Source organism: Nocardia sp. NPDC058518, from assembly GCF_042719655.1.
In the GTDB taxonomy this organism is placed as follows: Bacteria; Actinomycetota; Actinomycetes; order Mycobacteriales; family Mycobacteriaceae; genus Nocardia.
The window spans coordinates 1-24,708 of the sequence record NZ_JBHXNJ010000027.1 but is presented as its reverse complement, the minus strand read 5'-3'; the positions used below and the strand labels follow the sequence as shown (position 1 = coordinate 24,708).

Sequence of the window (24,708 nt, the reverse complement as noted above, 5' to 3'; positions counted from 1 at the left end):
GCATCTCCTCCTTTCGCGTTCTTATTGACTGTCGACGGCATCCGGATCCGATGCCCCCGCGGCCTCGGCATCGGTTACCCCGACCAACGCGTGCCGAAGCACCCGGTCGCCGAACCGATAGCCCTTGCGCATGACGATACCGATCACCGGGTCGGCGCCCGAACCCTCGTGCTGCACTGCCTCGTGCAGCGTGGGGTCGAACGGGTCACCGGCGGAACCGAATTCGACGAGACCCTGCTTGGTGAGCGCGGTCTCGAGCTTGTCGGCGACGGACTTCAGCGGGCCGGAATCGAGGTCGCCGTGCGACCTCGCCCGATCCAGATCGTCGAGCACCGCGAGCAATTCGGTGACCACCGAGGCCTTGGCGGCATCGATGTTGGCCTGGCGGTCGCGCTCGACCCGGCGGCGGTAGTTCGCGTATTCCGCGGTCAACCGCTGCAGATCGGCCGTGCGCTCGGCCAGCTCGTCGTTCTCCGGCTCGACAACTTCGGCGTCGAGGGCGGAGTCCGCCGGGGCGGCCTCCGCGTTCTCGTCCGCGGTGTCGTCCAGGATGTCGGTGACCAACTCCTGCTCCGAGGAGTTCGCCTCGGTCACTTCTTGTCCGTGTCGACCGGCTCGTCCACGACCTCCGCGTCGACGACCTGGTCGTCATCGGCCTGGCTCGGGCCCGCGCCGTTGCCGGACTGCGCGTCGGCGGCGGCGGAGGCTTCGTAGATCGCCTGGCCCAGCGCCTGCGACTCGGTGGCCAGCTTCTCCACGGCCGACTTCACCGCGGAGATATCGGTGCCCTCCAGCGCCTGCTTGGCCTCGGTGACCGCGTTCTCCACCTTCGCCAGCTGATCGGCGGAGACCTGTGCGCCACCCTCGCTCAGCTTCTGCTCGTTGATGAACTTCTCGGTCTGGTGCACCAGCGACTCGGCCTGGTTGCGGGTCTCGGCCTCCTCACGGCGCGCCTTGTCGTCGGCGGCGTGCGCCTCGGCGTCGGCGACCATGCGGTCGATCTCCTCCTTGGACAGACCGGAGCCGTCCTGGATCTTGATCTTGTTTTCCTTGCCGGTGCCCTTGTCCTTCGCGGTCACGTGCACGATGCCGTTGGCGTCGATGTCGAAGGTGACCTCGATCTGCGGCACACCACGCGGGGCGGGCGGCAGGCCGGTGAGCTCGAAGGAGCCGAGCAGCTTGTTGTGCGAGGCGATCTCGCGCTCGCCCTGGAACACCTGGATCTGCACCGAAGGCTGGTTGTCGTCAGCGGTGGTGAAGGTTTCCGAGCGCTTGGTGGGGATGGTGGTGTTGCGCTCGATGAGCTTGGTCATCACGCCACCCTTGGTCTCGATGCCCAGCGACAGCGGGGTGACATCGAGCAGCAGGACGTCCTTGACCTCACCCTTGAGCACGCCGGCCTGCAGGGCGGCGCCGACGGCGACGACCTCGTCCGGGTTCACGCCCTTGTTGGGCTCACGGCCGCCGGTCAGTTCCTTGACCAGGTCGGACACGGCGGGCATACGGGTGGAGCCACCGACGAGCACGACGTGGTCGATATCGGCCACGTTCAGGCCCGAGTCCTTGATCACGGACTGGAACGGCGCGCGGGTGCGATCCAGCAGATCAGAGGTGATCTTCTGGAACTCCGAGCGGGTGAGCTGCTCGTCGAGGAACAGCGGGTTCTTGTCCGCGTCGACGGTGATGTAGGGCAGGTTGATCGAGGTGGACTGGCCCGAGGACAGTTCGATCTTGGCCTTCTCGGCAGCCTCACGCAGACGCTGCATAGCCATCTTGTCCTTGGTCAGGTCGATGCCCGAGGACGCCTTGAACTTGTCGACCAGCCAGGAGACGACGCGCTCGTCCCAGTCGTCGCCACCGAGGTGGTTGTCACCGGAGGTCGCGCGGACCTCGACGACGCCCTCGCCGATTTCCAGCAGCGAGACGTCGAAGGTACCGCCACCGAGGTCGAAGACCAGGATGGTCTGCTCTTTGTCGCCCTTGTCCAGGCCGTACGCGAGCGCGGCCGCGGTGGGCTCGTTGACGATGCGCAGCACGTTGAGACCGGCGATCTGGCCGGCTTCCTTGGTGGCCTGACGCTGGGCGTCTTCGAAGTAGGCCGGGACGGTGATCACGGCGTCGGTGATCTCCTCGCCCAGGTAGGCCTCGGCGTCGCGCTTCAGCTTCATCAGCGTGCGCGCGGAGATCTCCTGCGGCGTGTACTTCTTGTCGTCGATCTCGACGTTCCAGTCGGTGCCGATGTGGCGCTTGACCGAGCGGATGGTGCGGTCGACGTTGGTGACCGCCTGGTTCTTCGCGGGCTGACCGACGAGAACCTCGCCGTTCTTCGCGAAGGCGACGATCGAGGGGGTGGTGCGCGAGCCTTCCGAGTTCGCGACGACGACCGGCTCGCCGCCTTCGAGCACGGCGACGACGGAGTTCGTGGTCCCGAGGTCGATTCCGACCGCACGAGCCATAGTGGTTTCCTCCTGTTTGACGTTCGGTTATTGCAACGCTGAGCTTTGACAGACTGAGCGTAGTGGGCTCAATCCTGCCTTCGAGATCCACCGTGAGTCAACCCGAAGTTGAGTCAGGTCCGCTCATGTTGTTGATCAGCACAACCAGTAGCTGCGGCGATTCATTCCCGCCACCCGAAAAAACTTCCCGACCCCCGGCCATTCTTGCCACGAGTGCGCTCAACTGCAGCCCCTGATGCTGGATCGTGACGGTCCGGAGAGGGAGCTATCGAGTGAGGCCGGGGTGGATGCCGGGACGAAGGCCGTTGCCTTCGGCGGTTCGGCGCAGGAGATCGAGGAAAAGGGTGCGGTCCTCGGGAGACAGGGGGGACAGGACTTCGGCGTCCAGCTCGGCTACCCGCTGCTCGGCTTCGGCAAGGAGGGCGTGGGCGGCAGGGAGGAGGTGGAGGGCATGCGCTCGGCGATCGCTGGGGTGGCGGCGGCGTTCGACGAGGTTGCGTTTTTCCAGGTCGTCCACCAGGCCGACCATGACGTTGCGGTGGATCTCCAGAGCCTCGCCGAGCTCCTGCTGTGTGCGGCCGTCATGGGCCCTCAGGAGCTTCAGCATGCCGAAGTGACGGGGCTTGATACCGAGCGGCGCCAGCAGATCACCGAAGCGGTAGGCGGTATGGAAGCCCAGTTGGCCGAGGAGGAATCCGGCATGGGTCGACAGCTGCGTCGGGTCGGTCACACCCCTACGATACGCCGATTAACGCACTGTTCGTGATTGCACTCTTGATTGATAATCACTCGAGGTGCATAGTTTGAGAGGACTCCCCTACTCGAAGAGAGACCATCGTGACTACCTCTCCCACTCCCCCCGACGCCGATCCCCGGCGCTGGATCGCCTTCGCGGTGGTCCTGGCCGCCGGCTTCATGGATCTACTCGACGTGACCATCGTCAACGTGGCGGTTCCGAGCATTCGGAACGACCTGCGGGCCGAGTACTCACAGCTCGAATGGATCATCGCCGCATACGTCCTCGCCTTCGCCGCGGTGTTGATCACCGGTGGGCGACTCGGCGACATCTACGGTCGCAAACGCGTATTCCTCACCGGCATGGCCGGTTTCACGATCGCCTCGGCGGCGTGCGGGCTGGCCACTGATCCGACCGTGCTGATCGGGTCCCGTTTCGCGCAGGGCGCGATGGGGGCATTGATGGTGCCGCAGATTCTGGCCATCATTCAGACGACATTTCCGAAAGAGGAGCGGGCCAAGGCAATCGCCGTCTACAGCGGTGTCGGCGGCTCGGCCTCAGCCGTCGGGCTCGCGCTCGGTGGCGTGCTCGTGCAGGCCGATCTGTTCGGGTTGGCCTGGCGGCCGATCTTCTTGGTGAACATCCCGGTCGGCATCGCGGGGTTCATCGCGGCATGGTTCGCGATGAGCGATTCGAAGTCGGCTACGCCGCCTCGGCTGGATCCGGTCGGGATGGTGCTGGCGGTTTCCGCTGTGCTGCTGCTGGTCTACCCGTTGACCGAGGGGCGTCGACTCGACTGGCCCGCTTGGACTTTCGTGATGATGGGGGTAGCTCTCGCGGTATTCGCCGGGTTCCTGCTCTATGAGCGTGCGCTGGCTCGAGCGGGGCGGTCGCCGTTGGTCGACCTCGGGCTGTTCCGATCACGACCGTTCGCGATCGGACTGGGAGCTTGGTTGTTGTTCTGGATCGCCATGGGTGGGTTCTTCCTGGTGTGGACGTTGTTCATGCAGGGCGGACTCGGGTGGTCGCCGTTGCGGGCCGGGCTCACCTCGGCGCTGTTCGCGGTGGGTGCCGGTGTGGGAGCGGGGCTTTCGGTCGGAGTACTGGCTGCCCGGTACGGACGCCGGGTGTTGATGATCGGGGCGCTGGTGAATGCGGCGGGGTTCGCGCTGTACGGCGTGATGGGGGTGCGATACGGGAGCGAGTTCACGTCGTGGCAGATGGCATTGCCGCTGGTGCTCACCGGTGCCGGGTTCGGGATGGTGGTGGCGCCGACGCTCGATCTGCTGCTCGGGCAGGTGCCGGTTCGGGAGGCAGGGTCGGCTTCCGGGCTGTTGAACACGGGGCAGCAGCTGGGAACCGCGCTGGGCGTCGCGTTGGTCGGTGTGCTGTTCTTTACCGCGCTGGACCGGGATTCGGATCTCGGCGTGGCAGCCGTGACGCCGGAGATCCGGGCGGAGCTGGCACTCGAGGGAGTGCCGGTGCAGGTCCAGGATCAGATCGCCGCCGGGTTCGCGGCGTGCGTGCGTGATCGGTCGGCGGAGGATGATCCGACTGTGATGCCCGCCAGCTGTCAGTCGAATCTTGTTGGCGACTCAGCAGTTTCGCGCGCACTCACCGAGGCAGGCGCTGAGGCGAACGCGGTGAACTTCGCTGAGACGTTCCGGTACACGCTGTTCTACGGTGCTGGGATGCTGCTGTTGGTATGCCTCGGATTCTTCGCACTCCCGAAGGAGGCCAAGCTGGAAGAGCGAGTGCTCGATGATGAGCCGCAAATCGTCACGGTATGAAACAGCAAAGGTGGAAAGCGCATGTACACAGTTGATTTGCTTGCCGTCGGACGTGGTCGTGAAGTTGTCGATGCCGCACTCAGCTATGTGGGTGGGCTCGGATTTCGCGTCCTCGGGTCGACCTCTGATGAGCAGGCACTCGAGATCCTCGGGCGGGAGCGGGTTCGCCTGCTGGTGATCGGGGGCGGGGTCGAAGCCGACCCACGGAAGGTGTTGACGGCTGCGGCCGAGGCGGCCGGCACCACCGTTGTCCAGGCGGCGCGGGCCGGGCGCGGGATCGAGCAGTATCTCGCCGATGAGGTCGTGCCGTTGCTGGGTGGGTGAGCGCGGATCGGCGGGGGGGGGCCGGGGGGGGCCCCCCCCAACCGCACCGATTCAGCCGGGGGGGGGGGCGGACTCCGCGCTCCGCGCGGTCTGCCTGGGGGGTGTGGGGGGGGGTGTGGGTGCGCGGGGCGCGGGGCGGCGGCGCGCTGCCCCCCCCCCCGCCGATAGCGACCGATTCACCTGGTGGGGTGGGCAGTCCTGGTGGGGTGGGCAGTGTTGCGGCCCTTCATGGTCAAGCCGATGACCGTCGTCAGGACGGCTCCGACGGCGCCGCCGCCCGCGACCTGACCGAGTATCTGGCCGAAGTCGAGTCCACTACTGGTGGCCGCCTGGATGATTCCGCCCGTGACGCCCCCGCCGACCGCGCCCGCGGCGCTGTTGGTGGCGACATTGAGGCCGGGTTTACCGAAGCCTGCCAGATTGCCTCCGACGACTCCGCCGAGTAGGCCTAGTAGCCATTCCATGGTGCTCTCCTCGCGTGGGAACGGGTGAAGCGTTGGGACCTAACGACGGTGCGGATCACTCTTGTCGTCGGCGCTGCGCTGATTGGCGCCGACCGCGTTGTTCTCGTAGGTAACCGGGATCTCGCCGCTGTGCAGGTCGTCGATGTGGCCCATCGCCGGTGCCGCGGCACGATCCAGCGGTGCTCGCCGGACCTCGTCACCGATCGGGCTGCGCTTCTGCCCGGTGTCCACCTTGCCGATTGTGTTGGGCCGCAACCGTTCCGTCGACTCGGTGACGCGGGGCGCGGCCACCTTCGGCGGGACGGGAGGAGCAGGCTTCGGGGTGACCGGACGGTCGAACCGGGGCGGGGCGGGGGTGGCCGGAGCCGCCGTGAATCCGCGCGCGTGGGCAGGCGAGGTAATGTCGGCCGTCGGACGACGGCGACCGATCATCGCCATGAGGCCACCCGCGAGAGCGGCGATCGCCAATCCGATCGGCAGGGCCCACCATTTATTGATTCCGGGGTCGTCGGCGACTACGGGGGCAGCCGCGGGCGCGGGCGTCGGCACGGGTACGTTTCCTTCCACATTGGGTGCCCCGGCCCGGAATCCGGGCAGGGTTGCCGCGAGCGCGGCAGGCACGGTGGCCAATCCGCCTGCTTCCGACCAGTTGATCTCGGTACCCTCCGGACCGGCGAACTGTCCGGTATCGACTCCCTCGACGCTCACCATGTCGGCGGTGGGGTAGCCGAACGGACCGGCGACATCGCCGCTGGCGCGCCAAGCTCCCAGCACCGGGCCCTTGACCACCCAGGCTTGCGCTCCCTCGTTCCAATAGATCGCGGCCCCACCGGGTGCGGCGAAATCATTGAAACGACCTGCGCCGTCACTGGTAGCGGATTCGTCATTGGTGGGGTACCCGAGCGAACCCTCCGGACCGCCCAGTGCGCGGTATTTGTCACCGATCGCGCCGTACATCACTCTGGCGCCGGTATCGGGCGAGTAATAGATGTATCCACCGGTATAGGCGCGTTCAGCGCCGCCGCTCAGCTCGGTCGCGGCTTCGAGCGGCTGACCGAGGAGCGAACCGGAGCCGCCGAAGGACTCGTATCGGTCGTCGATAGCACTGACCGCATCCTGGCTCGGCTGGGCCAGAACGCTCGGCGCGGGGCCGAGCAGCCCGAACGCGAGCACCGTCATGCCACCGATCGCGAGAATACGGCTGCGTCGATGGTTTTCGGCCCGTTGGCGATAGTGCGCGAGAATACTCATTTTCATAACTCCTCTTCCAGAGTTGCCGCCGCAGCGGTGAAACGCATCTCGAATGCCATCCGCACGCTCAACGGCGATGACGGCGGTCTTTCTTGTCGCTCGGCGGGACGTCCTTCCTCGACTGGCCGGGATCGGCACGGTGCGCTCCGGGCTTCGGCCCATTGCCCGCGATGTTGTCGGCAGGGTGCTCACCGGTCGACCGTTCCACCCATTCCGTGCGCGGTGCCCGATGGCCGTCACCGACATAGATCGCGTGCACGTCCTTGTCCTGCGCCTCCGTCTCGTGGACGAAGGTGGACGTGGTGTCACCGCGGTGCTCGACCACCCGCTCGACCGGACGCTCCACGTACTTGTGCACGATCACCGGCTTCTCGACGACGACCTCGACGATCTTCTCCACCGGCTTCTCGACGACCCGCTCGACCTCCTTGTAGACCGGCCGTTCCACGATCCGTTCGACGATCGTCTCGATGGGATGCTCGACCACCCGCTCCTGCACGATCTCGACGTCCTTGTGGACCACCTTCTCGATCAGAATCGGGGTCTGCACGGTCTTCTCGAACACCTTCTCCACCGGCTTGTCGATCACCTTCTCGGTGATCTTCGGCTGCTCGACGATCTTCTCGACCACCCGATCCACCGGCTTGTCGACCACCTTCTCGATGATGTTGGGCTTCTCGACCACCCGGTTGACCACCTTGTCGACCGGCCGCTCGACGATGTTCTCGACAACATGCGGCTTCTCGACGACGGTCTCGACGATGCGGTCGACGACCTTCTCGACCACCTTCTCCACGATGTTGGGCTTCTCCACCGTCTTGGCGACCGGGCGGTCGACCGGCTTCTCGACGACCTTCTCGATGATGTTGGGCTTCTCGACGATCCGGGAAACCGGCCGATCGACCAGCTTCTCGATGATGTTCTCGATCAGGTTGACCTTCTCGACCACCTTCTGCACGATGCGGTCGACCGGCTTCTCCACGACCTTCTCGACGACGTTCGGCTTCTCGACCACCTTCTCGACCACGCGATCGACCGGCTTCTCCACGACCTTCTCGATCACGTTCGGCTTCTCGACCACCTTCTCGACCACGCGATCGACCGGCTTCTCCACCACCTTCTCGATCACGTTCGGCTTCTCGACAACCTTCTCCACGACACGATCGACGATCTTCTCGACCGGCTTCTCAACGATGCGCTCCACGATCACTTCGCGCGGCACCTCGACGATCTTGACCACCGGCTTCTCGACGACCACCTCGACGATCCGCTCGACCGGCTTCTCCACGGTCTTGTAGACGATCTTCTCGACCGGAACCTCGATGATCTTCTCGACGATCTTCTCCACCGGCTTCTCGACGATCGTCTCGATGATCTTGTCCACGGGCTTCTCTACGACCCGTTCGACGATCCGCTGGACCGGTACCTCGACGACCTTGTCGACGACCGAGACCACCGGCTTCTCGACCAGACGTGGGACCTTGACCGGCTTGTCGACCACGTTGTCGCGAATATCGATGATCAGATTCTCGACCAGGCGCTGCACCTCGGTGGGCCGGGTCTGCACCTTGTCGACGACGCTGACGACCAGCTTCTCCACCAGTCGCTGCACGTCGACGGGCTTGTCGGTGATCTGGTCGACGATGTTGACCACGGGGTGCTCGACATTGCGCCGCACGTCGACCGGCTTGTCGGTGACCTTGTCGACGATGTTGACGATCGGGTGCTCGACGAGACGGTGCACATCGATGGGCGTGTCGACGACGTCGTCGACGACGTTGACCACCGGCCGTTCGATGCGGCGTGGCACCCGTACCGGCATGTCGACGACCTCGTCGACGATTTGCACGGCCGGCCGCTCTACCAGGCGGTTGATGGTCACCGGCTTGTCGACGACCTCGTCGTGCACCGAGACGACCGGATGTTCGACCAGCCGATTGACGGTGACGGGTTTGTCGACGACGTCGTCGTGCACCGAGACGACGGGGTGCTCCACCAGGCGGTTGACTGTCACAGGCCGGTCGACCACGTTGTCGACGGTATCGACAACCAGACGTTCGATCAGTCGCTCCATCGTGACCGGCCGGTCCACCACGGTCTCCACTGGCTGCTCGACCAGCCGCTGCACGGTGTAAGGGTGGTCTACGACGTTATCCGTCACGTTCAGCGGCTGATTCTTCGGCTGCTGCGGTCGATTATCGAAATTAGCCATGACGCCTCCGAGGTGAATTCGTCGCGAGATATCTCAACGACGGTCAAGAAGGGTGCTACCTGACGATTCCGGTGAACGATGCATCGCATTCCAGCCTCCCACCATGCCAAACGGAATGTAAGGCGGGTCACCGACACGTATAGAATTCCTTTTGATAACTTCTTGGCAAATATGCGTGTCGGTCCCGGTGGGAACATCTGCGGCAGAATACACACAAATTCGGCGTATCGAATAACAATTCCACAACTCACATAGAATTGATATTCGCTATTAACCGCGGAATTCGGCCAGAATTCCTTCCGCACTGCGGGCGGCGGCGCGACAGGCCGTGGCGGTGGCTTGATCGGCGAGTGGGTGGGCGGCTCGCGTTCGCCAAGTACGGACAGCGGCGAAGGCTGTGGCACGCACGGAGTCGGGGGCGGCCTCGGCGGGCAGGCCCAGGCGTAGATGCGCGGCCACGCCCGCACCACCGAGAATGCGGTGCAGGTCGGCCAATACCGTTGGGGGCAGGGGTAATTCGTCGGTGCGCAAGCGGCCGAGCAGCCGGAGTTCGGTGAAACCGTGTACGTCGGCGAGCCGGGCCCGCACGCGGGGACGCAGGCGATCGGCTTCGGTGCCGGGGTAGGCAGCCAGGATCCGGTCCAGGGTGCTCAGCGCCGAATGCGCCTTCAACTCCTCGGCGCGCTGGCCGAATTGGACCTCCAGGACCGAACGCAATTCCTCGATGCCACTGCGGGCCGCCAATTCCGCTGCCAGCGAGGAGGAATCGCGGACACCGAGCCGAATCAGCATGGTGGCCATGCGAATACCGAACAGGCCGAAGCGATCCGCCAGCTGCGCACGCAGTTCCGGGGCGACCGGCAGCGGAATATCGGCGCGGGCGAATCGGTCCGCCGAGAGCAACGCGATCCCGAGGTCCTCCGCGGGCACCGTGGCAAGGGCCTCGAACGCCGCGAACTCCGGCTGCCGCAGCGTCGATGCGGCGAACGCGAGCAAGCCCGCCACCGGAATCACCGCCTGGCACAGGCCGGTTCGTTCCAGCTCACCGGCGAACCGGGCGGCGACATCGCGGGCCGAATGCAGCGCGTCGATGCGGCCCGAACCGATCTCGTCGGCGCGCGAGACCACCCCGATCACGCCGAGCGGCCCCGCACCACCGGCGCCCGCGCCGATCTGCTCGAGAAAGCGCACGTCGGCGGCATCGAGACGGCGCAGCAGATAGACGACGGCGTCGGCACCCGACACCGAGATCGCCGAGGCATCGGCACGCGAATCATCCTCGGCAGCAGCGGGAGTGAGCAGTCGCGCGGTGCGCAGCGACACCTCACGCGACAGCGACGACGTGCCGGGGGTGTCGATGATCGTGGTCTGCGACAACGCCTCCGACGGCCAGCCGACCTCGAGATGGTCCACCTCGCGCGGGCCGCGCGCATCCCAGCGCAGACCGTTCAGGTCGAAGGTGAGTCCGTGCGCGCCGCTACCGCGTCGCACGATCACATTCGCGCGCGAGCCGTCGGCCGCGTGGGCGGTGACCGTGGGGGTGGCGCCGTCGCGGTACCAGGTGACGACGCGGGTGCACTCGGTGGCGTCGGTCGGGGCGACCGCCTGACCGACCAGCGCGTTCAGCAACGTCGACTTGCCCGCCTTGATCGAACCGGCCAGCGCGACGCGCAACGGCTCACGCAGGCGGTATTCGCATTCGGCGAGCAGCGTGCGCGCGTACTCGTCGCGGCCGAACATCCGCGCCGCCGCGCCGATCAGCTCGTGCGCTTCGGCCAGGATCGGTGGTGTGGTCCGGTCGCCGGGCGCGGCGGTGTCGAAACGGTGGGTCACCCAGATACCGTACCGTCGGCCCGTCTCGAGTCGATCTGCATCGATTCCGCGTAACGGCGCAGCTCGGCGACCGCGTGCAGCTGACGTTCCAGCACGACGGTGCGCTCGGCGCGGTGCGTGGCCGCCATCGCCGCCGCGTCCTGTGCCGCGCGCAGCGAAGCGTCGATCGAGCGCAGGCTGCGCTCGGCCACTCCGGCGAAATGGTCGCGCAACGCACGGTGGATGCGGTGCAGGCGGTCCTTGGTGTCCTTGGCCGCCTGGAACGCGATGTCGTCGAGGAACCGGCGCACCTCGCCGTTGGCCTCGATGCGGCGGCGCGCCAGCCGGGCCGACTTGTCGTCGCGATAGGCCTTGCCCCCGACGATCAGACCCGCGCCGAGGGAGATCGGGTTCAGCATGGCCAGACCGGCGAAAGTCGTGGCCAGACCGATCATGAGCACGCCGCCGTAGGAGCCGCGCATACCGACCAGCACCTTGCTCGTGAAGCCGATATCCGGCTCGAGATCGGCCAGCGAACCCGAGCTGACCAGGCCGTTCTCATCGTCCATCCCGGCGTGCACCTCCGGCAGATCGACCGCGCCGACCTCGTGGAAGTGGCCCGCGATCCGTTCGGCGAGCAGTTCCGCTCTGTGGTGGGTGAGCAGCAGGTTGTCGCCGAGCGCGGTGTCGACGGTGCCGGTGAGCCATTCGGTGATCGCGCCCCAATGCCGGCCGGGGTCGTTCTCGTCGATCCACTCCTGGCCGGTGCGGGCGATGCCGCGCAGGCGATCGCGCAGGTCGTGGTCGACGTCGCCGACCAGGTCGGTGATGCCATCGGTGAGGGTCTGCTGCCAGCTCGCGGTCCGTCGTTGCAGGTCCTCGGCGGCGGCGCGGGCCGACTGCAGCTCGTTGACCGCGGCCGTGCCGCTTGCCGGATCGCGCAGCGCCACCAGCTCGCTGCCCAGCACCAGCGCCAGATGCTCTGCCGCCGAATGCAATTCGCGAGCCACGGCCTGCTGTGTGGCCGCCTGATCGCGGGCGACGACCCGATCGCGCAGGAAACCGAACAGCACGCCGAACCCGGACTCCTTGCCCAGCTCCGCGTCCTGCAGTCGCAGGGCGTGCGCGCGCAGCAGCGCCGACACCGGGATCAGGGTGACATCGGTTTCCGCGCGCAGCAGATGGGCGCGGTCGGCCTCGAGTACCTGGCGCCAGTGCGGATACAGGTCGGTCTTGGTGAGCAGGACCGCGACCGCGGGACACATTTCGCGGATCTGCCGGACGAAGGTGAGCTCTGGTTCGGTGAGCTCGGTGGAGGCGTCGGAGAGTACGAGCACCGCGTCGGCGGCTGCGGCGAGGCTGAGAACACCTGCGGTGCACGCACTTCCGTGTCCGCCGACGCCGGGGGTATCGATCAGGACGATGCCGTCGGCCAGCAGCTGGCTGGGGAGTTCGGCCTCGATCCGGACGAGGTGTCTGCCCTGCGCCAGCGGGCTGCGGGTATCGATGTCGCCGATCGCGTCGAACGGGATCTCCACCCGCGATTCGTCGGTGCCCGGCGCGGTGAGCACCAGGTACGCCCGCTGCTGTTCGCCGTAGGACAGCTGTAGGGGGAGCACGGTGGTCGCGTCGTCGCCGACCCGGCACACGTCCAGTCCGAGCAGCGCGTTCACGAACCGGCTCTTGCCCTGACCGAGCTGCCCGGTGACGACGATCCGGTGCCGCGGGTCGCGCACCCGCTCGGCCACCTTCTCCAGGCGTCCGACCAGGTCATCGCGGCCCGCGGCGTGGGCCGCCGCGACGGTGTCGGACAACACCGTCGTCAGCGGCACCGCGTTCGGTGCGAGAATCGCCATCGCAGCGCCCGTTTCGCTCAGTGGAACAGTCCGTCGGTGTGCACGTCGGCACCGGTCTCGGTGACGGTACTCGATTCACCGAAGAGCGACGCCTCGGCACCACCGAGGCCGGAACCGTGCAGGCCGGAACCGAACGCGCTGGATACGTCGACCGCGGACCAGGTGTCGGCCGCGGTCGTGACCGCGCCCTGGGTGGTCGCGCCGACCGTGCCGGACGCGTCGACCTGAGTGGTCGAAGTCGCGGTGGTCTGGCCGGTGAGGTTGCCGGTCGCGGCGGTGCTGCCCTGCGCGGAACCGTCGAAGGCGGAGGCGAGGCCGCCCGCCACCTGGGTACCGCCCGCAGCCGCGCCCGACAGTCCTGCGCCGAGTCCGGTCTCGAGGCCGGTTTCGAGGCCTGTTCCGGCCTGGGCACCACCGGTCAGGTCGACACCACCGGTCAGGTCGGCGCCGGTCGTCACGGCGCCGGTCAACCCTGTCTGCGCACCGCCGACAGCGGAACCCGCGAGTCCGGCGCCGACATCCGCAGCACCGTTCAGACCCACCTGTGCACCACCGGCCGCCGATCCGGCCAGGCCGGCACCGGTCTCGGCGAGCCCGCCCAGACCTGCCTGCGCGCCACCGGCCAGACCGACACCGGATTCGACGGCACCGGTCAACCCTGTCTGCGCGCCACCGGCCAGACCGACACCGGTCTCGACGGCACCGGTCAACCCTGCTTGGGCACCCGAGGTGACCGAGCCCGCGACGTCGGTGCCGAAAGTGGCGGCGGTCTCGAGATCGCCTTGCAGGCCGGTGGTCAGACCGATGCCCGTCGTGGTGGACACAGCTGACTCCAAGCCTGTCGTGACCTGCGCGGCGCCACCGCCGGTGACCAGTCCGTCGACACCGAACCCGGCACCCGACTCGCCGCTCGCCCCACCGGTGAAGCCACCGATCAGCCCGGTACCCGCCGAGGCGGCACCGCCGAACCCGGTCTCCAGGCCGGTGCCGAGGTCCCCACCTGCCCCGACCACACCATCGATGCCGGTGATCGCCGTAGTGGTCGCGGCCGCACCGAGCCCACCCGCAGCCTGCGCCCCCACGTTCGCCACCGCCCCGAGACCACCGTTGACGCCTGCCCCCAGTCCACCGGCCACGCTGGTCGCACCGCCGAGCCCGGCCTCGAGACCACCGCCGAGCCCAGCAGCGACATCGCCACCCGCCCCGACCGCACCATCCAAGCCACCGGCGACATCGCCACCCACGCCGACCGCACCGTCGAGAGCACCACCGAGACCAGCACCCGCATCGACCGCACCCGACAGAACACCACCAAGACCAGCACCCGCACCGGCCGCACCCGACAGAACACCACCAAGACCGACACCGGCACCAGCCGCGCCGCCAAGGGCAGCGTCCAAGCCGGTCTCGAGATTTGCGCCCGCACCCGCCGCGCCGGTCAACGCACCGCCGAGACCAGCACCGATGCCCCCGCCAGCGCCGACCGCGCCACTCAACGCACCGTCAAGGCCCGCACCGAGATCAGCGCCCGCACCCGCCGCGCCACCGAGGGCAGCGTCCAAGCCGGTCTCGAGATTTGCGCCCGCACCCGCCGCGCCGGTCAACGCACCGCCGAGACCAGCACCGATATCCGCACCAGCGCCGACCGCGCCACTCAACGCACCGTCAAGGCCCGCACCGAGACCGGCGCCAGCACCTGCCGCGCCATTCAGTACGCCACCGAGGCCGGCGGTCACATCTCCACCCGCGCCAACCGCACCGCCCAAAGCACCACCGAGATCGGCACCCGCGCCGACCCCACCATTGAAGGCACCACCGAGGCCGGCGGCCAGGTCTCCACCCAGGCCAACCGCACCGTTCAAGGCACCACCGAGATCGCCACCCACGCCGACCGCACCATTGAGGGCACCGCCGAGATCGGCAGCGAGATCGCCACCAGCGCCGACGGCACCATTCAGGGCACCACCCAGATCGGCAGCAAGATCGCCACCTGCACCGACGGCACCATTGAGGGCACCACCCAGGCCGACAGCAAGATCCCCACCTGCACCGACCGCGCCGTTCACGGCACCACCGAGGCCGGCGGCCAGGTTTCCACCCACGCCGACCGCGCCGTTCAGGGCACCGCCGAGGCCGGCAGCAAGATCGCCGCCCACGCCGACCGCACCGTTCAAGGCACCGTTGAGACCTGCGCCGAGGTTCGCGCCGAGGTTGGCCGCGCTGTCGATCGCGCCGGTCAGGCCGAGGCCCGCGCCGAGGGCGCCGGTCAGACCGGCGGACAGGTCGGCGCCGAGATCGGCGTTCACATCCACGTTCGCGCCGGTGACGGCGTTCAGAGCGACGTCGAGGCCTGCCCCCACCTGCGCGGCGGCATCGGCGACAACCGAGGTTACGGCGCCGAGGCCGACATCGAGGCCGAGGTCGACGTCGCTGTCGACGGCCGCGGCCGCCGTGACGGCGGCGGCAGCTGTCGCCGTGGAGGCGAGGGCCGCGCTCGTGCTCGCCGCGGCGCCTGCCGCCACGATCGCCTGCAACTGGGAGCCGCCGCTGACCAGCGCGGATTCCGCCACCATCGGGGCGACCGCGGAGATATCCTCCGGGGTAACCGCCAGGCCTGCCTCAGCGAGCGCATAGCAAGGATTGGCGCAGTAATTGGCCGCGGCCTCCGGGTCGCGCAGCAGATTGAGGATGAACTCCAGAATCGCGTTAGGTGTCATCGAGATCAGCTCCTCCAGATCATGGGCGGTGGTGCCGGATCTGTTTGTCGTTGGAATGTCTTTCACGCTAGGTGGGTTCGTCGTTACAGGTAATGGGGCGAATACCTAGTTCACGCCGGGGTGCCCCATTAGGGGCCCACCGCCGATTAGGGGAATTTCCCCGTACTTGCCCCATCGCAGGTAACAGCTGCTCCCTAGCAACCGACAGATCGAGTGGGACGCCCGCCATCGGCGATCTCGCTGCACACAAGCGTTACCGGTCCACCGGAAGTCCTGCGAACGGGGTTGTCACATGACAGAGCGTCAGGCGCTCGGCATCACTGTCGGAGCGGTGAATTCGGTCGCCGTGGCTACGACAGCCGACGGCGCCGATGCCACGGTTCTCACACACCGCAGCGCGCTGTCGCTCGGCACCGACGGATCGGTGAGCTTCGCCGACACGACGCGACATCATCGCGCAGTGGTCGTCGAGGACTACTTGTCCAGAGTCGGCGATCCGGTAGATCTGCTGGCAGAGGACGGTTCCACCCACGACGCAGCCGATCTGGTCGCCGCCGCGACCCGCGCGCTGATCGACGAACTTTCCGGCACCGCCACCGAATCCACCGACGCGCCGACCACCGTCGCGTGCTGCCCGGCATGGTGGCCGGAACAGACGGTCGAGGCCGCCAGGTCCGCGCTCGCGCGCTGGGGCCTGCCCGAGGTGACACTGGTACCCGAGCCGCTGGCCGCGGTGCGCCGATACGAGATCGAGCACGGACCGCTCGACGACGGCGCGCTGGTCGTCTACGACCTCGGCGCGAGCGGCTTGACGGTGACGGTCCTGCGCACCGGCGAGCAGGCCGGATTGCTCGGCACCCCGGCGCACAGCACCGCGATCGCCGGTTCGGAATTCGACCTGCTGACCATGCGCTACGTGCTGGCAAATGTTCTGGATGGAAATGATATCGATCCATTCGATCCCGTTGTCGAAGAAGAATTGTCGGCACTGCGGGAACGCTGCAGAATTGCGAAAGAAGAGCTCTCCAGAATTACCGCGACGGCGATTCCCGTCGGCATGCTCAACCCTTCCATCCACACCGAACAGGTCCGGCTGACCCGGGGCGAGCTCGAAGATCTGCTGCGTCCGATCCTGCTCGACTCGATGAGCCTGCTCCAGGACGCGGTGCGCCGCGCCGGACTCACCCTCGGAGATGTCAGCCGGGTGCTCCTCACCGGTGGCGGTGGCGCGATTCCCCTTGTCGCCGAGCTGATCTCCACCGAATTCGGCCTGCCGGTGATCGCCTGCGCCGACCCGGCGACCTGTGCGGCACACGGCGCGGCCGAGATCGCCCTCGACGTCGCCGCGATCAGCGTGCCCACCGTGGCCATCCCGGTAGTGCGGGTGGCACCGGCGCCGGCGGCCGTGGCACCAGCCGTCGCGGAACTCGCGCTGCCTCCGTCGGAGCCGGTACGAACCAAGATGTTCACGGCCAAACGCTCGGCGATCGTCGCGGCGGCGGCCCTGACCATGGCCGCGCTGGCCACCGGCACCCTCGCTCTCGGTGGCACCACACAGTTCTCACCCACCGGACCCGCCGCGACCACCGGCGCCCCATCGGTCCCCGGCGCACCCTCCTCGACCAGCGCGGGCGGCACGGCCGGGACCGCGAACGCCACGAACTCCGTGGTCACCGACCCGGCCAAGCCCAGCACGACCGGCGCCGCGGTGCCGTCGGGTGCGATCCCGGTCGGCACGACCGATGCCGGGGCTCCCGGCAGCACACCCGGGGCGGGAACTTCGGCACCCGCCGCCGGAACACCCGCCGTTGGAGCACCGGCCGACGGAACACCGGCGACCGCAGGTCAGCCAGGTCCCGCCGCGCAGGAACCGCCCGCTGGGCAGGCCCCGGCGCCCGCGCCGGCCCCTGCCCCCGCACCAGCACCCGCGCCGGCTCCGGCCCCCGCACCGGCCCCGGCTCCCGCTCCCGCACCGACCCGGCCGCAAGTTCCCACCATCAAGGTCGATCCCGGCGGTCTGCTCGACGGTGTGGGCGGCGCGGTCGACGAGACCATCGAATCTGGCACGCAGCTGCCGGGCCGGGTCCTCGGAGGAAACGGTGGCTGAGATCGCCCACGAGACCTTCCCCCACGCCCGAACAGTTTTCCGCGATCTCGACACCGCCGCCCAGCAGACAGTGCTGCTGTTGATCCGCGGCCGGGCCGGAACCGGAAAATCGTTCCTGCTCAACGCTGTTCGCGCGCATCTGCGTGGCCGCGGCATTCCGGTCGTCGAATCCGCCGACAATGTCGAGAACCGGGTTCCCGACCGGGCGGTGCTCGTCGCCGACAATGTCCACCGCTACAGCGATGCCGAGCTTCGCGCACTCTGCGCGGCAATCGAAACCGGACAGCGCTCCGTCGTACTGACCACCCAGCCGCGCCCACACGATCCCCGGTTGCGCGCGCTGGCCGACGCCGTGGCGCGCAACGGCCGTACGGTGGATCTGCGGGCCCTCGGTAGTGCCCACATCACCGCGTTCGCCAGGGAACTCGGCGTGGCCGTGTCACAGCCGCTCGCGTCGCACATCCATCAGCTCACTGCGGGAATTCCCGGCGGTGTCGTCGCGGCGCTGGTCGGTGCCCGCGCGGCCACGCTCGAGACCTGCGAGTCAGCGGTCGACGAAGCTGTCACCGGCTGGACCAGGTCGCTGCTGGAAGCGGTCGAACCCGAACTGCTCGAGACGCTGGTCATCGCGGCGACCGGAACCGGTTTGGACGCCACGGAACTCACCGAGGTGCTCGGGGTCGACACCGCCACCGCGCACGAGCTGATCGACCGTGCCAGGGCGGGCGCGCTGGTCACCGATGCCGACCTCCTCCTCTCGCCCGCCGTCGGTCCGCTGCGGACGCTGCTCGGCGATCGCCGCTATGTCGATGTGCAGCGCAGGCTGCTCACCGCGCGCCTCGACGCCGGCCTGCTGCGCGATCGCACGGCGCTGATCCTGGCCGAGTCGGGTGTCGTCGACGCCCGGCTCGCCGAGTTCCTCTGCCGCACAGCCGAGAAGTCGGACCAGGCGGCTCGCTGCTACGCGGCAGCGGCCGCGGCGGGCGCCCCGGTCGAGTCGATCGCGGTGCGCTGGGCCGAGGCCGCCGCGCACGCGGGTGACACCGACACCGCGCTACGCCTGGCCGAACCGCTGCTGACCGCGGAGAACATCGCACGCACCGAACTCGTCGCCGCGGTGCGAATCTGCGCGGGCGTGCTCACCCGCCGGGGACTGGTGAGCCGGGCTGCCGGACTGTACAACTGGCTCGGACCCGAGCGAATCGGCGCCGACTGGGCGCCCGCGGTCATGGTCCTCACCCTGGCCGGTGAACAGGCCGCCGCCGCGCGCATGTCCGAATCCGCGCAACACTGGCCACCGACCGAGGCCGACGCGGGTGCCCGGCTGATCGCGGGCGCGCTCGACGAATCGCTCGACCCGCACGGAACCGGCACGGCCGCGGCGATTTCCGCACTGATCCAAGCGGGCAACACCGACACCGGCGACGATCGGTATCTGCCCTGCTCGGCAGTCTCGATCGCCACCCTGCTCTGCCTCGGCAGCGGCGAGCCCCGCCGCGCCGGTGACGCGCTGCGTCGAGCCGCCGGCATGGGCGGTGGCCGACAGCTGCCGGTGCTGACCGCCTGGACCGCGCTGCTCGGCGGCGACGAACGCCGCGCCGCGAGCACCCTCGCCGAGATCGACATCCCCGCCCTCGCGCCACGCGATCAACTCCTCGCCCACGCCCTCACCGTCGGCCTGGCCCGCCGCGGCGGTGATCACGCGGCCCTGGCTCGCGCGTGGCAAGCGGCCTGCCCACTGTTCGACGAGCTGGAAGCCGACCTGCTGAGCCTGTTGCCGATCGGCGAACTGTGGCTGGCAGGCGTGCGCCTGCGCGATGTGCGCCGGATCGAGCCGCTCGTCGACGCCGCAAGGGCGCTGGTTCGCAAGCTGGGCCGCGCACCTGCCTGGTCCAATTCCTTCCACTGGTACGGGGTGCAGGCCGCACTGGCCGACGAGTCGCCGAGCTCGCTCATGCCGCACGCCCACGCGCTGAAGACGGCGGCGGAAGCGGGCGACCGGCAGGCGGGCGTGCTGGCCGACGCCGGGCGCACCTGGGTGCTCGTGCTGCGCGGGCAGGTCGTCGCGGCCGATGTGCAGGCCGCGGTGTCGGCACTGGCCGAACTCGGACTCACCTGGGACGCCGCCCGCCTGGCCAGCGAGGCCGCCCTCGCGGCGGGCGATTCCACGACCGCCACCGCCTTGCTCAAACTCGCGCGTTCGGTGCGCACGCAAGCCCACCCGGTCGAGCCGCCGCGCCCGACCACCCAACCGCTGCCACAGGCACCCGCCGGGCCGACGCCGCTGACCAGCGAGGCAGGCACGCTCAGCGACCGCGAACGCGAGGTGGCCGAGCTGGTCCTGCTCGGTCTGACCTACCGCGAGATCGGCGCGAGGCTGTACATTTCCGCGAAGACCGTGGAGCATCACGTCGCGCGAATCCGACGTCGACTAGGCGCGCGCTCACGATCGGAATTACTGTCAATGCTGCGCGCGATGGGACACGGCCAATTGCTGGTGTGACTCGCGCGGACGATGTCGACGCCGAGATGAGGGGTGTTCCGCCGATGGCCACTGGGGTCGGCCTGCGTATCGCCGATGACGAATGCATCGCCGCGGTGGTCACCGAGGACGGCACGGTTCAGGTCATCGAGCGTGCTTCGGTCCTGCACATGTCCGACGACGGTGACGCCGCCCTCGGCGGACCCGCTCCCACCGGGCACGCCCACTCGATCGCCGGATTCGTGCGCGCGATCGGCGACCCGGCCGGTGTCGATGTCGACGGCGGCGAGGCCTACCGCGCCGAAGACCTCCTCGCGACGGCCATGTTCTGCCTGATCGATCTCACCACCGAGCACCTCAGCGGTCCCGCCGAGTTCTACGCGACCCACCCCGCGGGCTGGTCGCCCGAGGTCGTGCGCGGCGTGCGCGAGGCACTGGACTATCTGGGATTGAAGTCGGTGGCCCTGCTCGGCGAGGACGAACTGCCCCAGCCCACCGACGGCGCCGATCCGGGCAAGACCTTCGCCAATGCCGCCGCCCAGGCCGCGCTGGTCGCTGTGCTGGCGACCCCGGCGGGCGCGACACCGCCCGACCCGATCGTCACCGAGAACGCCACGGTCGCCACCGATGTGATGCCCGCGCTGCAACCGCCCGCGGTGACCGCGCAGGCCTATTCGGCGGCGCTGCCGGTCTCACCCCTGCCGACGAAGGCGATGGCGCCCATCGCACCCGCGTCGATCGCTGAGCCCGCGGTGGTGCCCGCCGCGAAACCCGCCCCGAGCAAAACCCCCTTCCTGATCGCCGCCGCCGCGCTGATCGGCCTGCTGCTCGGCGGTGTCGCGGTCTCGGTGCTGATCCGCGATCCCGAGACGGTCACGCCACCGGCGATTTCCGATGCCCGCCCGGATACGCTGCCCCCCAGCTCGGCACCCGTGCCGCCCCCTCCGGCGCCGGTCGTCGAATCGACCACGCCCCCGCCGGTCACCACCACCGTCGAGCCGGAACCGACCACCACCACCGAGGCGCCACCGACGACCACCCCGGAACCGACGACCACCCCGCCGACGACCACGCCGAGCCCCACCACCACCCGCCCTCGGTCGCCCTTCGGGACCTACCCACCTGGCTATCTCCCCGCGCCGCTGACGATCCCGGGTCAGCGCTGAATCCAGCAGCCGGACGGTAACCGCGCCAGCTGGGCGAGTGTGCCTTAGAGTGATGCGCTGACCGACATGATCGCCGCCGGCGGTGTTCTCGGTCACTGGTTGTCGACGAAGGGATTTCATGCGCAAGTTGGTGGCGCGTCGCGCCGCGGTCAAGGCAGCCTCCGCCGGGTTCGCCGCGACTGTTCTACTCGCACCCCTGCTCGGATCCGGTATCGCGTCGTCGGAACCACCTGCGCCACTACAACTCTCAGCCGATGCGTTGCCCGGAGAACTGGTGACCGCGCTCTCGCGTGATCTCGGGATGACCCCCGCCCAGTACCTCGATCGCGCCGCGCGCGCCCAGCAACTGCGCGACTACGCGAACGACTTCCGCGCCACGAACCCCGACACCTTCGCCGGTGCCTGGCTCACGCCGGAGGGCAAGGCCGTCGTCGCCACCACCGATGCCGAGGCGGGCAAGCTCGTCACCGCCGCCGGCTACCAGACCCACCTCGCGCCGATCTCGGCCGGTGGTCTGGAAGGCGCGCTGATCCAGCTGAGTCAGTGGATCGCGAGCCTGCCGCCCGCGATCTCCGCGCCGATCAGCTCGATCGCGATCGACGCGCTCAACAGCCAGCTGGTGCTCAACGTGGCCAACACCGGCACCGGCCACATGCTCAACCTGCCGACCCTGATCGCCACCATCAAGGTGGTGCTCTCGCCCGGCGGCGGCGGTCCGGTGGAGTACAAGCCGATGGGCGGCGACACCTACATCACCGCGAAGAAGAGCCTGCACGACGCCGACCTGCGCGGCGTCGATGTCTGCTCGTTCGGTTTCAACAGCACCGACGCCGCGGGCAACGCGCTCAATATCTCCGCGGGCCACTGCAATCCGAACGTCGACAGCGGCGGCTCTGCCGCGGTCTACGTACCGAACGTGCGCGATATCCCCAACAGTCCCGAGGTCGGCTCGTTCACCCACTCGGTGCTCGGCGGCGCCGCCTCGCTGGACTACTCGGTGATCAAGCTCAACGAGCGCGCGGTGAACGCGGGCATGAACCAGCCTCGGGTGCGCGGCGCCGAAGGCACCACGCTGACGCTCACCGGCACCGCCGAACCCGTCACCGGCGCGCCGGTCTGCAAGACCGGCCAGTCCTCGACCTTCACCTGTGGTTTCGTCTCGGCCGACCACGTGGAGACCCAGCTGTTCACCGAGGCCGGCGTCAGCAAGACGATCCGCGGCTTCGCCAGTACCGCCTGCACCCTGGGCGGCGACAGCGGCGGCGCCATCGTGTCCGGCACGCTCGCTCTCGGCATCACCAGCGGCTCGAACGCCTCGGCCGCGCCCAACTGCACCGAAGCCAACACCCAGCTCGCCCCCTACGGCGGCACCGCCTCGCTCGGCATCCCGATCCGGCCCATCCTGGCCGATATCGAGGCGAGTTCCGGCGGCGGCGTCGGCAGCGGAATCATGGTGCGCACCAAGTCCAACGCGGGCTGAGCGGGACAAATCACCGACCGGACCGGGTGAGCGAAATCTCTTGCCCGGTCCGAGTAGGCATAAGTCGCTCGAGCCCATATAGTTCGGATCATGCTCCTGCCACGTATGGGTCGTACCCCGTCCGCGCGAAGCTCGAGAAGAGCTCGGAAATCCATGATCGCCGCTTCGGCGGCGTTTCTGCTGTTCGGCCCCACGATGGCGGTTGCCGATGCGCAGCCCGCGCCCGTAGACCTGCCCGCCCAGCTCATCGAGGCGGTCACCCGGGATCTGAAGATCTCGCCCGACGAGTACCTGCGCCGCGCCGAAGTCGCGCAGCAGGTCGCCGCGTTCTCCACCACCGCGCAGCGTCAGTTCCCGCAGGTCTTCGCCGGTTCCTGGCTGAGTGACCAGGGCAACGCCGTGGTCGCGCTGTCGCAGGGCCCCGGCACCGACCAGGCCCGTGAAGCCGCGCAGTCGGCCGGTTTCGAGGTCCGCAACGTCGCCAAGAGCGAGTCCACCCTGCGCGGCGAGAAGACCGCCTTCGAGAACTGGCTCGCCGCCGCACCGCCGGAGATCTCCGCGCTGGTGCGTGGCGTCGTCGTCGACACCGTGAACAACTCGATCGCGGTCCGCGTGCAGCAGGCCGGTCTGCCGCTGCCCAGCTTCATCGACCCGTCCCGCGTCATCGTCACCGCTCCGCCGGTGGCGGGCGAGCGGATCGAACTGTCCGCCACCCCCGTCGCCGGTGACGGCAACGGCGCGCTGGCAGGCGGCGACGGCTACGCCTCCGTGATCGGCCGCAGCTCGCTGCGCTGCTCGCTCGGCTTCAACGGCACCGACCGCTCTGGCAACGTCATCAACATCTCGGCGGGCCACTGCAACCCCGACATCGAGGCCGCGGGCACCGGCAACGCCGCCGCCGTGTACGAGGTCAACGGCGACCGTGCGGGCGCCCAGCTTGGCACCTTCCAGAAGTCGGTGCTCGGCGAGCAGGACTACTCGATCATCCGGGTCAACGACAACGCGCGCGCCCGCTTCGAGAACAACCTGGTCCGCGTCCCCGGCAACGCCCCCATCGCCGTCGACGGTGTGGCCATCCCCGTGGTCGGCGCCCCCGTCTGCAAGTCCGGTGCCCGCACCGGCTTCAGCTGCGGCGTGATCAACGGCATCGACCAGACCGTCCAGGTCGGCGACCGTCAGCTCACCCAGAGCTTCTCGGCCAACATCTGCGCCCTCCCCGGCGACTCCGGCGGCGCCATCGTCACCGGCCGCCTCGCCCTCGGCATCTCCAGCGCGTCCTCGGTCGCCGACTTCCCCATCTGCGAGATCCCGAACATCATCGGCGCCATCACCGGCGACACCCCCCAGCTGTTCGCCCAGCCCCTGACCGTCGTCCTCTCGGACAACCCCGGTCTGTCGGTCCGCACCAACTGATCAACACCATGTAGGCACAGAGCAGCCCCAAAAAGGCCGGTAGCACTCCCGCTACCGGCCTTTTGGCTTGTCCGCCTGCTTGTCCGCCTCCCCGAGACTTCAGCGTGTCGTCCGGTAGCTCGACTGTTAGCTCTCGGACTTACGTTATGTACGTAGCGGCTGGGAAGTGGTTGGGGAGTTACCCATGTCCTCGAGTGATCAGTCGGTTGCGCCGCCCGCTCAACCTCCCTGCCACGCCGCACACCCCGAGCCCGGCGTGCTACCGCACTACCAGCCACACCCCACTAACAAGGTCCACCGCCCTACCGCACTTCCAACCACCCCGCGCACCCCAGCTCCGCCCTACCGCACTTCCAACCACCCCGTGCACCCCAGCTCCGCCATGACCGCACTCCCAACCCCCACCCGCGACCCCTAGGGAGCGGCGGCCCCGAAATGGCAG

The 24,708-nt window shown here is 68.5% G+C and carries 16 protein-coding genes; 7 read left to right on the top strand and 9 right to left on the bottom strand.

The features are described from left to right. Positions 1-21 precede the first annotated feature (21 nt). The 3 genes from grpE to ACFWPX_RS32205 form a co-directional block, all read right to left on the bottom strand. Complete coding sequence (gene grpE, locus ACFWPX_RS32215; RefSeq protein ID WP_378922286.1) at positions 22-564, bottom strand: nucleotide exchange factor GrpE; 543 nt, start codon at positions 562-564, stop codon at positions 22-24. A 26-nt stretch (positions 565-590) separates the two neighbouring features. Continuing rightward, the gene (gene dnaK / locus ACFWPX_RS32210; RefSeq protein WP_378922222.1) at positions 591-2,456 is read right to left on the bottom strand and encodes a molecular chaperone DnaK; all 1,866 of its coding nucleotides are present in this window, start codon (positions 2,454-2,456) and stop codon (positions 591-593) included. 265 nt (positions 2,457-2,721) lie between these two features. Next, positions 2,722-3,186, bottom strand: a complete 465-nt coding sequence (locus ACFWPX_RS32205; protein ID WP_378931791.1) for a MarR family winged helix-turn-helix transcriptional regulator — start codon at positions 3,184-3,186, stop codon at positions 2,722-2,724. A 107-nt stretch (positions 3,187-3,293) separates the two neighbouring features. On the opposite strand from ACFWPX_RS32205, the gene ACFWPX_RS32200 reads away from it, so the two are divergent. Together ACFWPX_RS32200 and ACFWPX_RS32195 are read left to right on the top strand one after the other, a co-directional pair. Then, entirely contained in the window at positions 3,294-4,982 is a 1,689-nt protein-coding gene (locus tag ACFWPX_RS32200; RefSeq protein WP_378931789.1) for an MFS transporter, read from the top strand. A gap of 21 nt (positions 4,983-5,003) precedes the next feature. Beyond that, positions 5,004-5,306 (top strand): hypothetical protein, encoded by a 303-nt coding sequence (locus ACFWPX_RS32195; protein WP_378922216.1) that lies wholly within the window; start codon positions 5,004-5,006, stop codon positions 5,304-5,306. A gap of 176 nt (positions 5,307-5,482) precedes the next feature. Here ACFWPX_RS32195 and ACFWPX_RS32190 read toward each other — a convergent pair whose 3' ends face one another. From ACFWPX_RS32190 to ACFWPX_RS32165, 6 genes are all read right to left on the bottom strand, one after another. Beyond that, entirely contained in the window at positions 5,483-5,770 is a 288-nt protein-coding gene (locus tag ACFWPX_RS32190; RefSeq protein ID WP_378922214.1) for a hypothetical protein, read from the bottom strand. Positions 5,771-5,809: 39 nt separating this feature from the next. Then, on the bottom strand, positions 5,810-7,021 hold the full coding sequence (locus tag ACFWPX_RS32185) for an LGFP repeat-containing protein (protein WP_378922213.1): 1,212 nt from the start codon (positions 7,019-7,021) through the stop codon (positions 5,810-5,812). A 67-nt stretch (positions 7,022-7,088) separates the two neighbouring features. Further along, positions 7,089-9,233, bottom strand: coding sequence for a hypothetical protein (locus ACFWPX_RS32180; protein WP_378931787.1), 2,145 nt, complete (start codon positions 9,231-9,233; stop codon positions 7,089-7,091). Between the two features lie 270 nt (positions 9,234-9,503). Further along, a complete protein-coding gene (locus ACFWPX_RS32175; RefSeq protein ID WP_378931885.1) occupies positions 9,504-10,973 on the bottom strand; it encodes a dynamin family protein in 1,470 nt (489 codons plus the stop codon). Between the two features lie 89 nt (positions 10,974-11,062). Further along, complete coding sequence (locus ACFWPX_RS32170; RefSeq protein WP_378931785.1) at positions 11,063-12,901, bottom strand: dynamin family protein; 1,839 nt, start codon at positions 12,899-12,901, stop codon at positions 11,063-11,065. A gap of 17 nt (positions 12,902-12,918) precedes the next feature. Continuing rightward, positions 12,919-15,618, bottom strand: coding sequence for an IniB N-terminal domain-containing protein (locus ACFWPX_RS32165; protein WP_378931783.1), 2,700 nt, complete (start codon positions 15,616-15,618; stop codon positions 12,919-12,921). Between the two features lie 292 nt (positions 15,619-15,910). On the opposite strand from ACFWPX_RS32165, the gene ACFWPX_RS32160 reads away from it, so the two are divergent. The 5 genes from ACFWPX_RS32160 to ACFWPX_RS32140 all read left to right on the top strand — a co-directional run bounded on the left by ACFWPX_RS32160 (position 15,911) and on the right by ACFWPX_RS32140 (position 24,266). After that, positions 15,911-17,725 (top strand): Hsp70 family protein, encoded by a 1,815-nt coding sequence (locus ACFWPX_RS32160; RefSeq protein ID WP_378931781.1) that lies wholly within the window; start codon positions 15,911-15,913, stop codon positions 17,723-17,725. Then, positions 17,718-20,228, top strand: coding sequence for a LuxR C-terminal-related transcriptional regulator (locus tag ACFWPX_RS32155; protein WP_378931778.1), 2,511 nt, complete (start codon positions 17,718-17,720; stop codon positions 20,226-20,228). Before ACFWPX_RS32160 ends, ACFWPX_RS32155 begins: the two co-directional genes overlap by 8 nt. A gap of 44 nt (positions 20,229-20,272) precedes the next feature. Continuing rightward, the gene (locus tag ACFWPX_RS32150) at positions 20,273-21,373 is read left to right on the top strand and encodes a hypothetical protein (protein WP_378931776.1); all 1,101 of its coding nucleotides are present in this window, start codon (positions 20,273-20,275) and stop codon (positions 21,371-21,373) included. Positions 21,374-21,491: 118 nt separating this feature from the next. Continuing rightward, complete coding sequence (locus ACFWPX_RS32145) at positions 21,492-22,853, top strand: S1 family peptidase (protein ID WP_378931773.1); 1,362 nt, start codon at positions 21,492-21,494, stop codon at positions 22,851-22,853. 153 nt (positions 22,854-23,006) lie between these two features. Further along, complete coding sequence (locus ACFWPX_RS32140; RefSeq protein WP_378922198.1) at positions 23,007-24,266, top strand: S1 family peptidase; 1,260 nt, start codon at positions 23,007-23,009, stop codon at positions 24,264-24,266. Positions 24,267-24,708 lie beyond the last annotated feature (442 nt).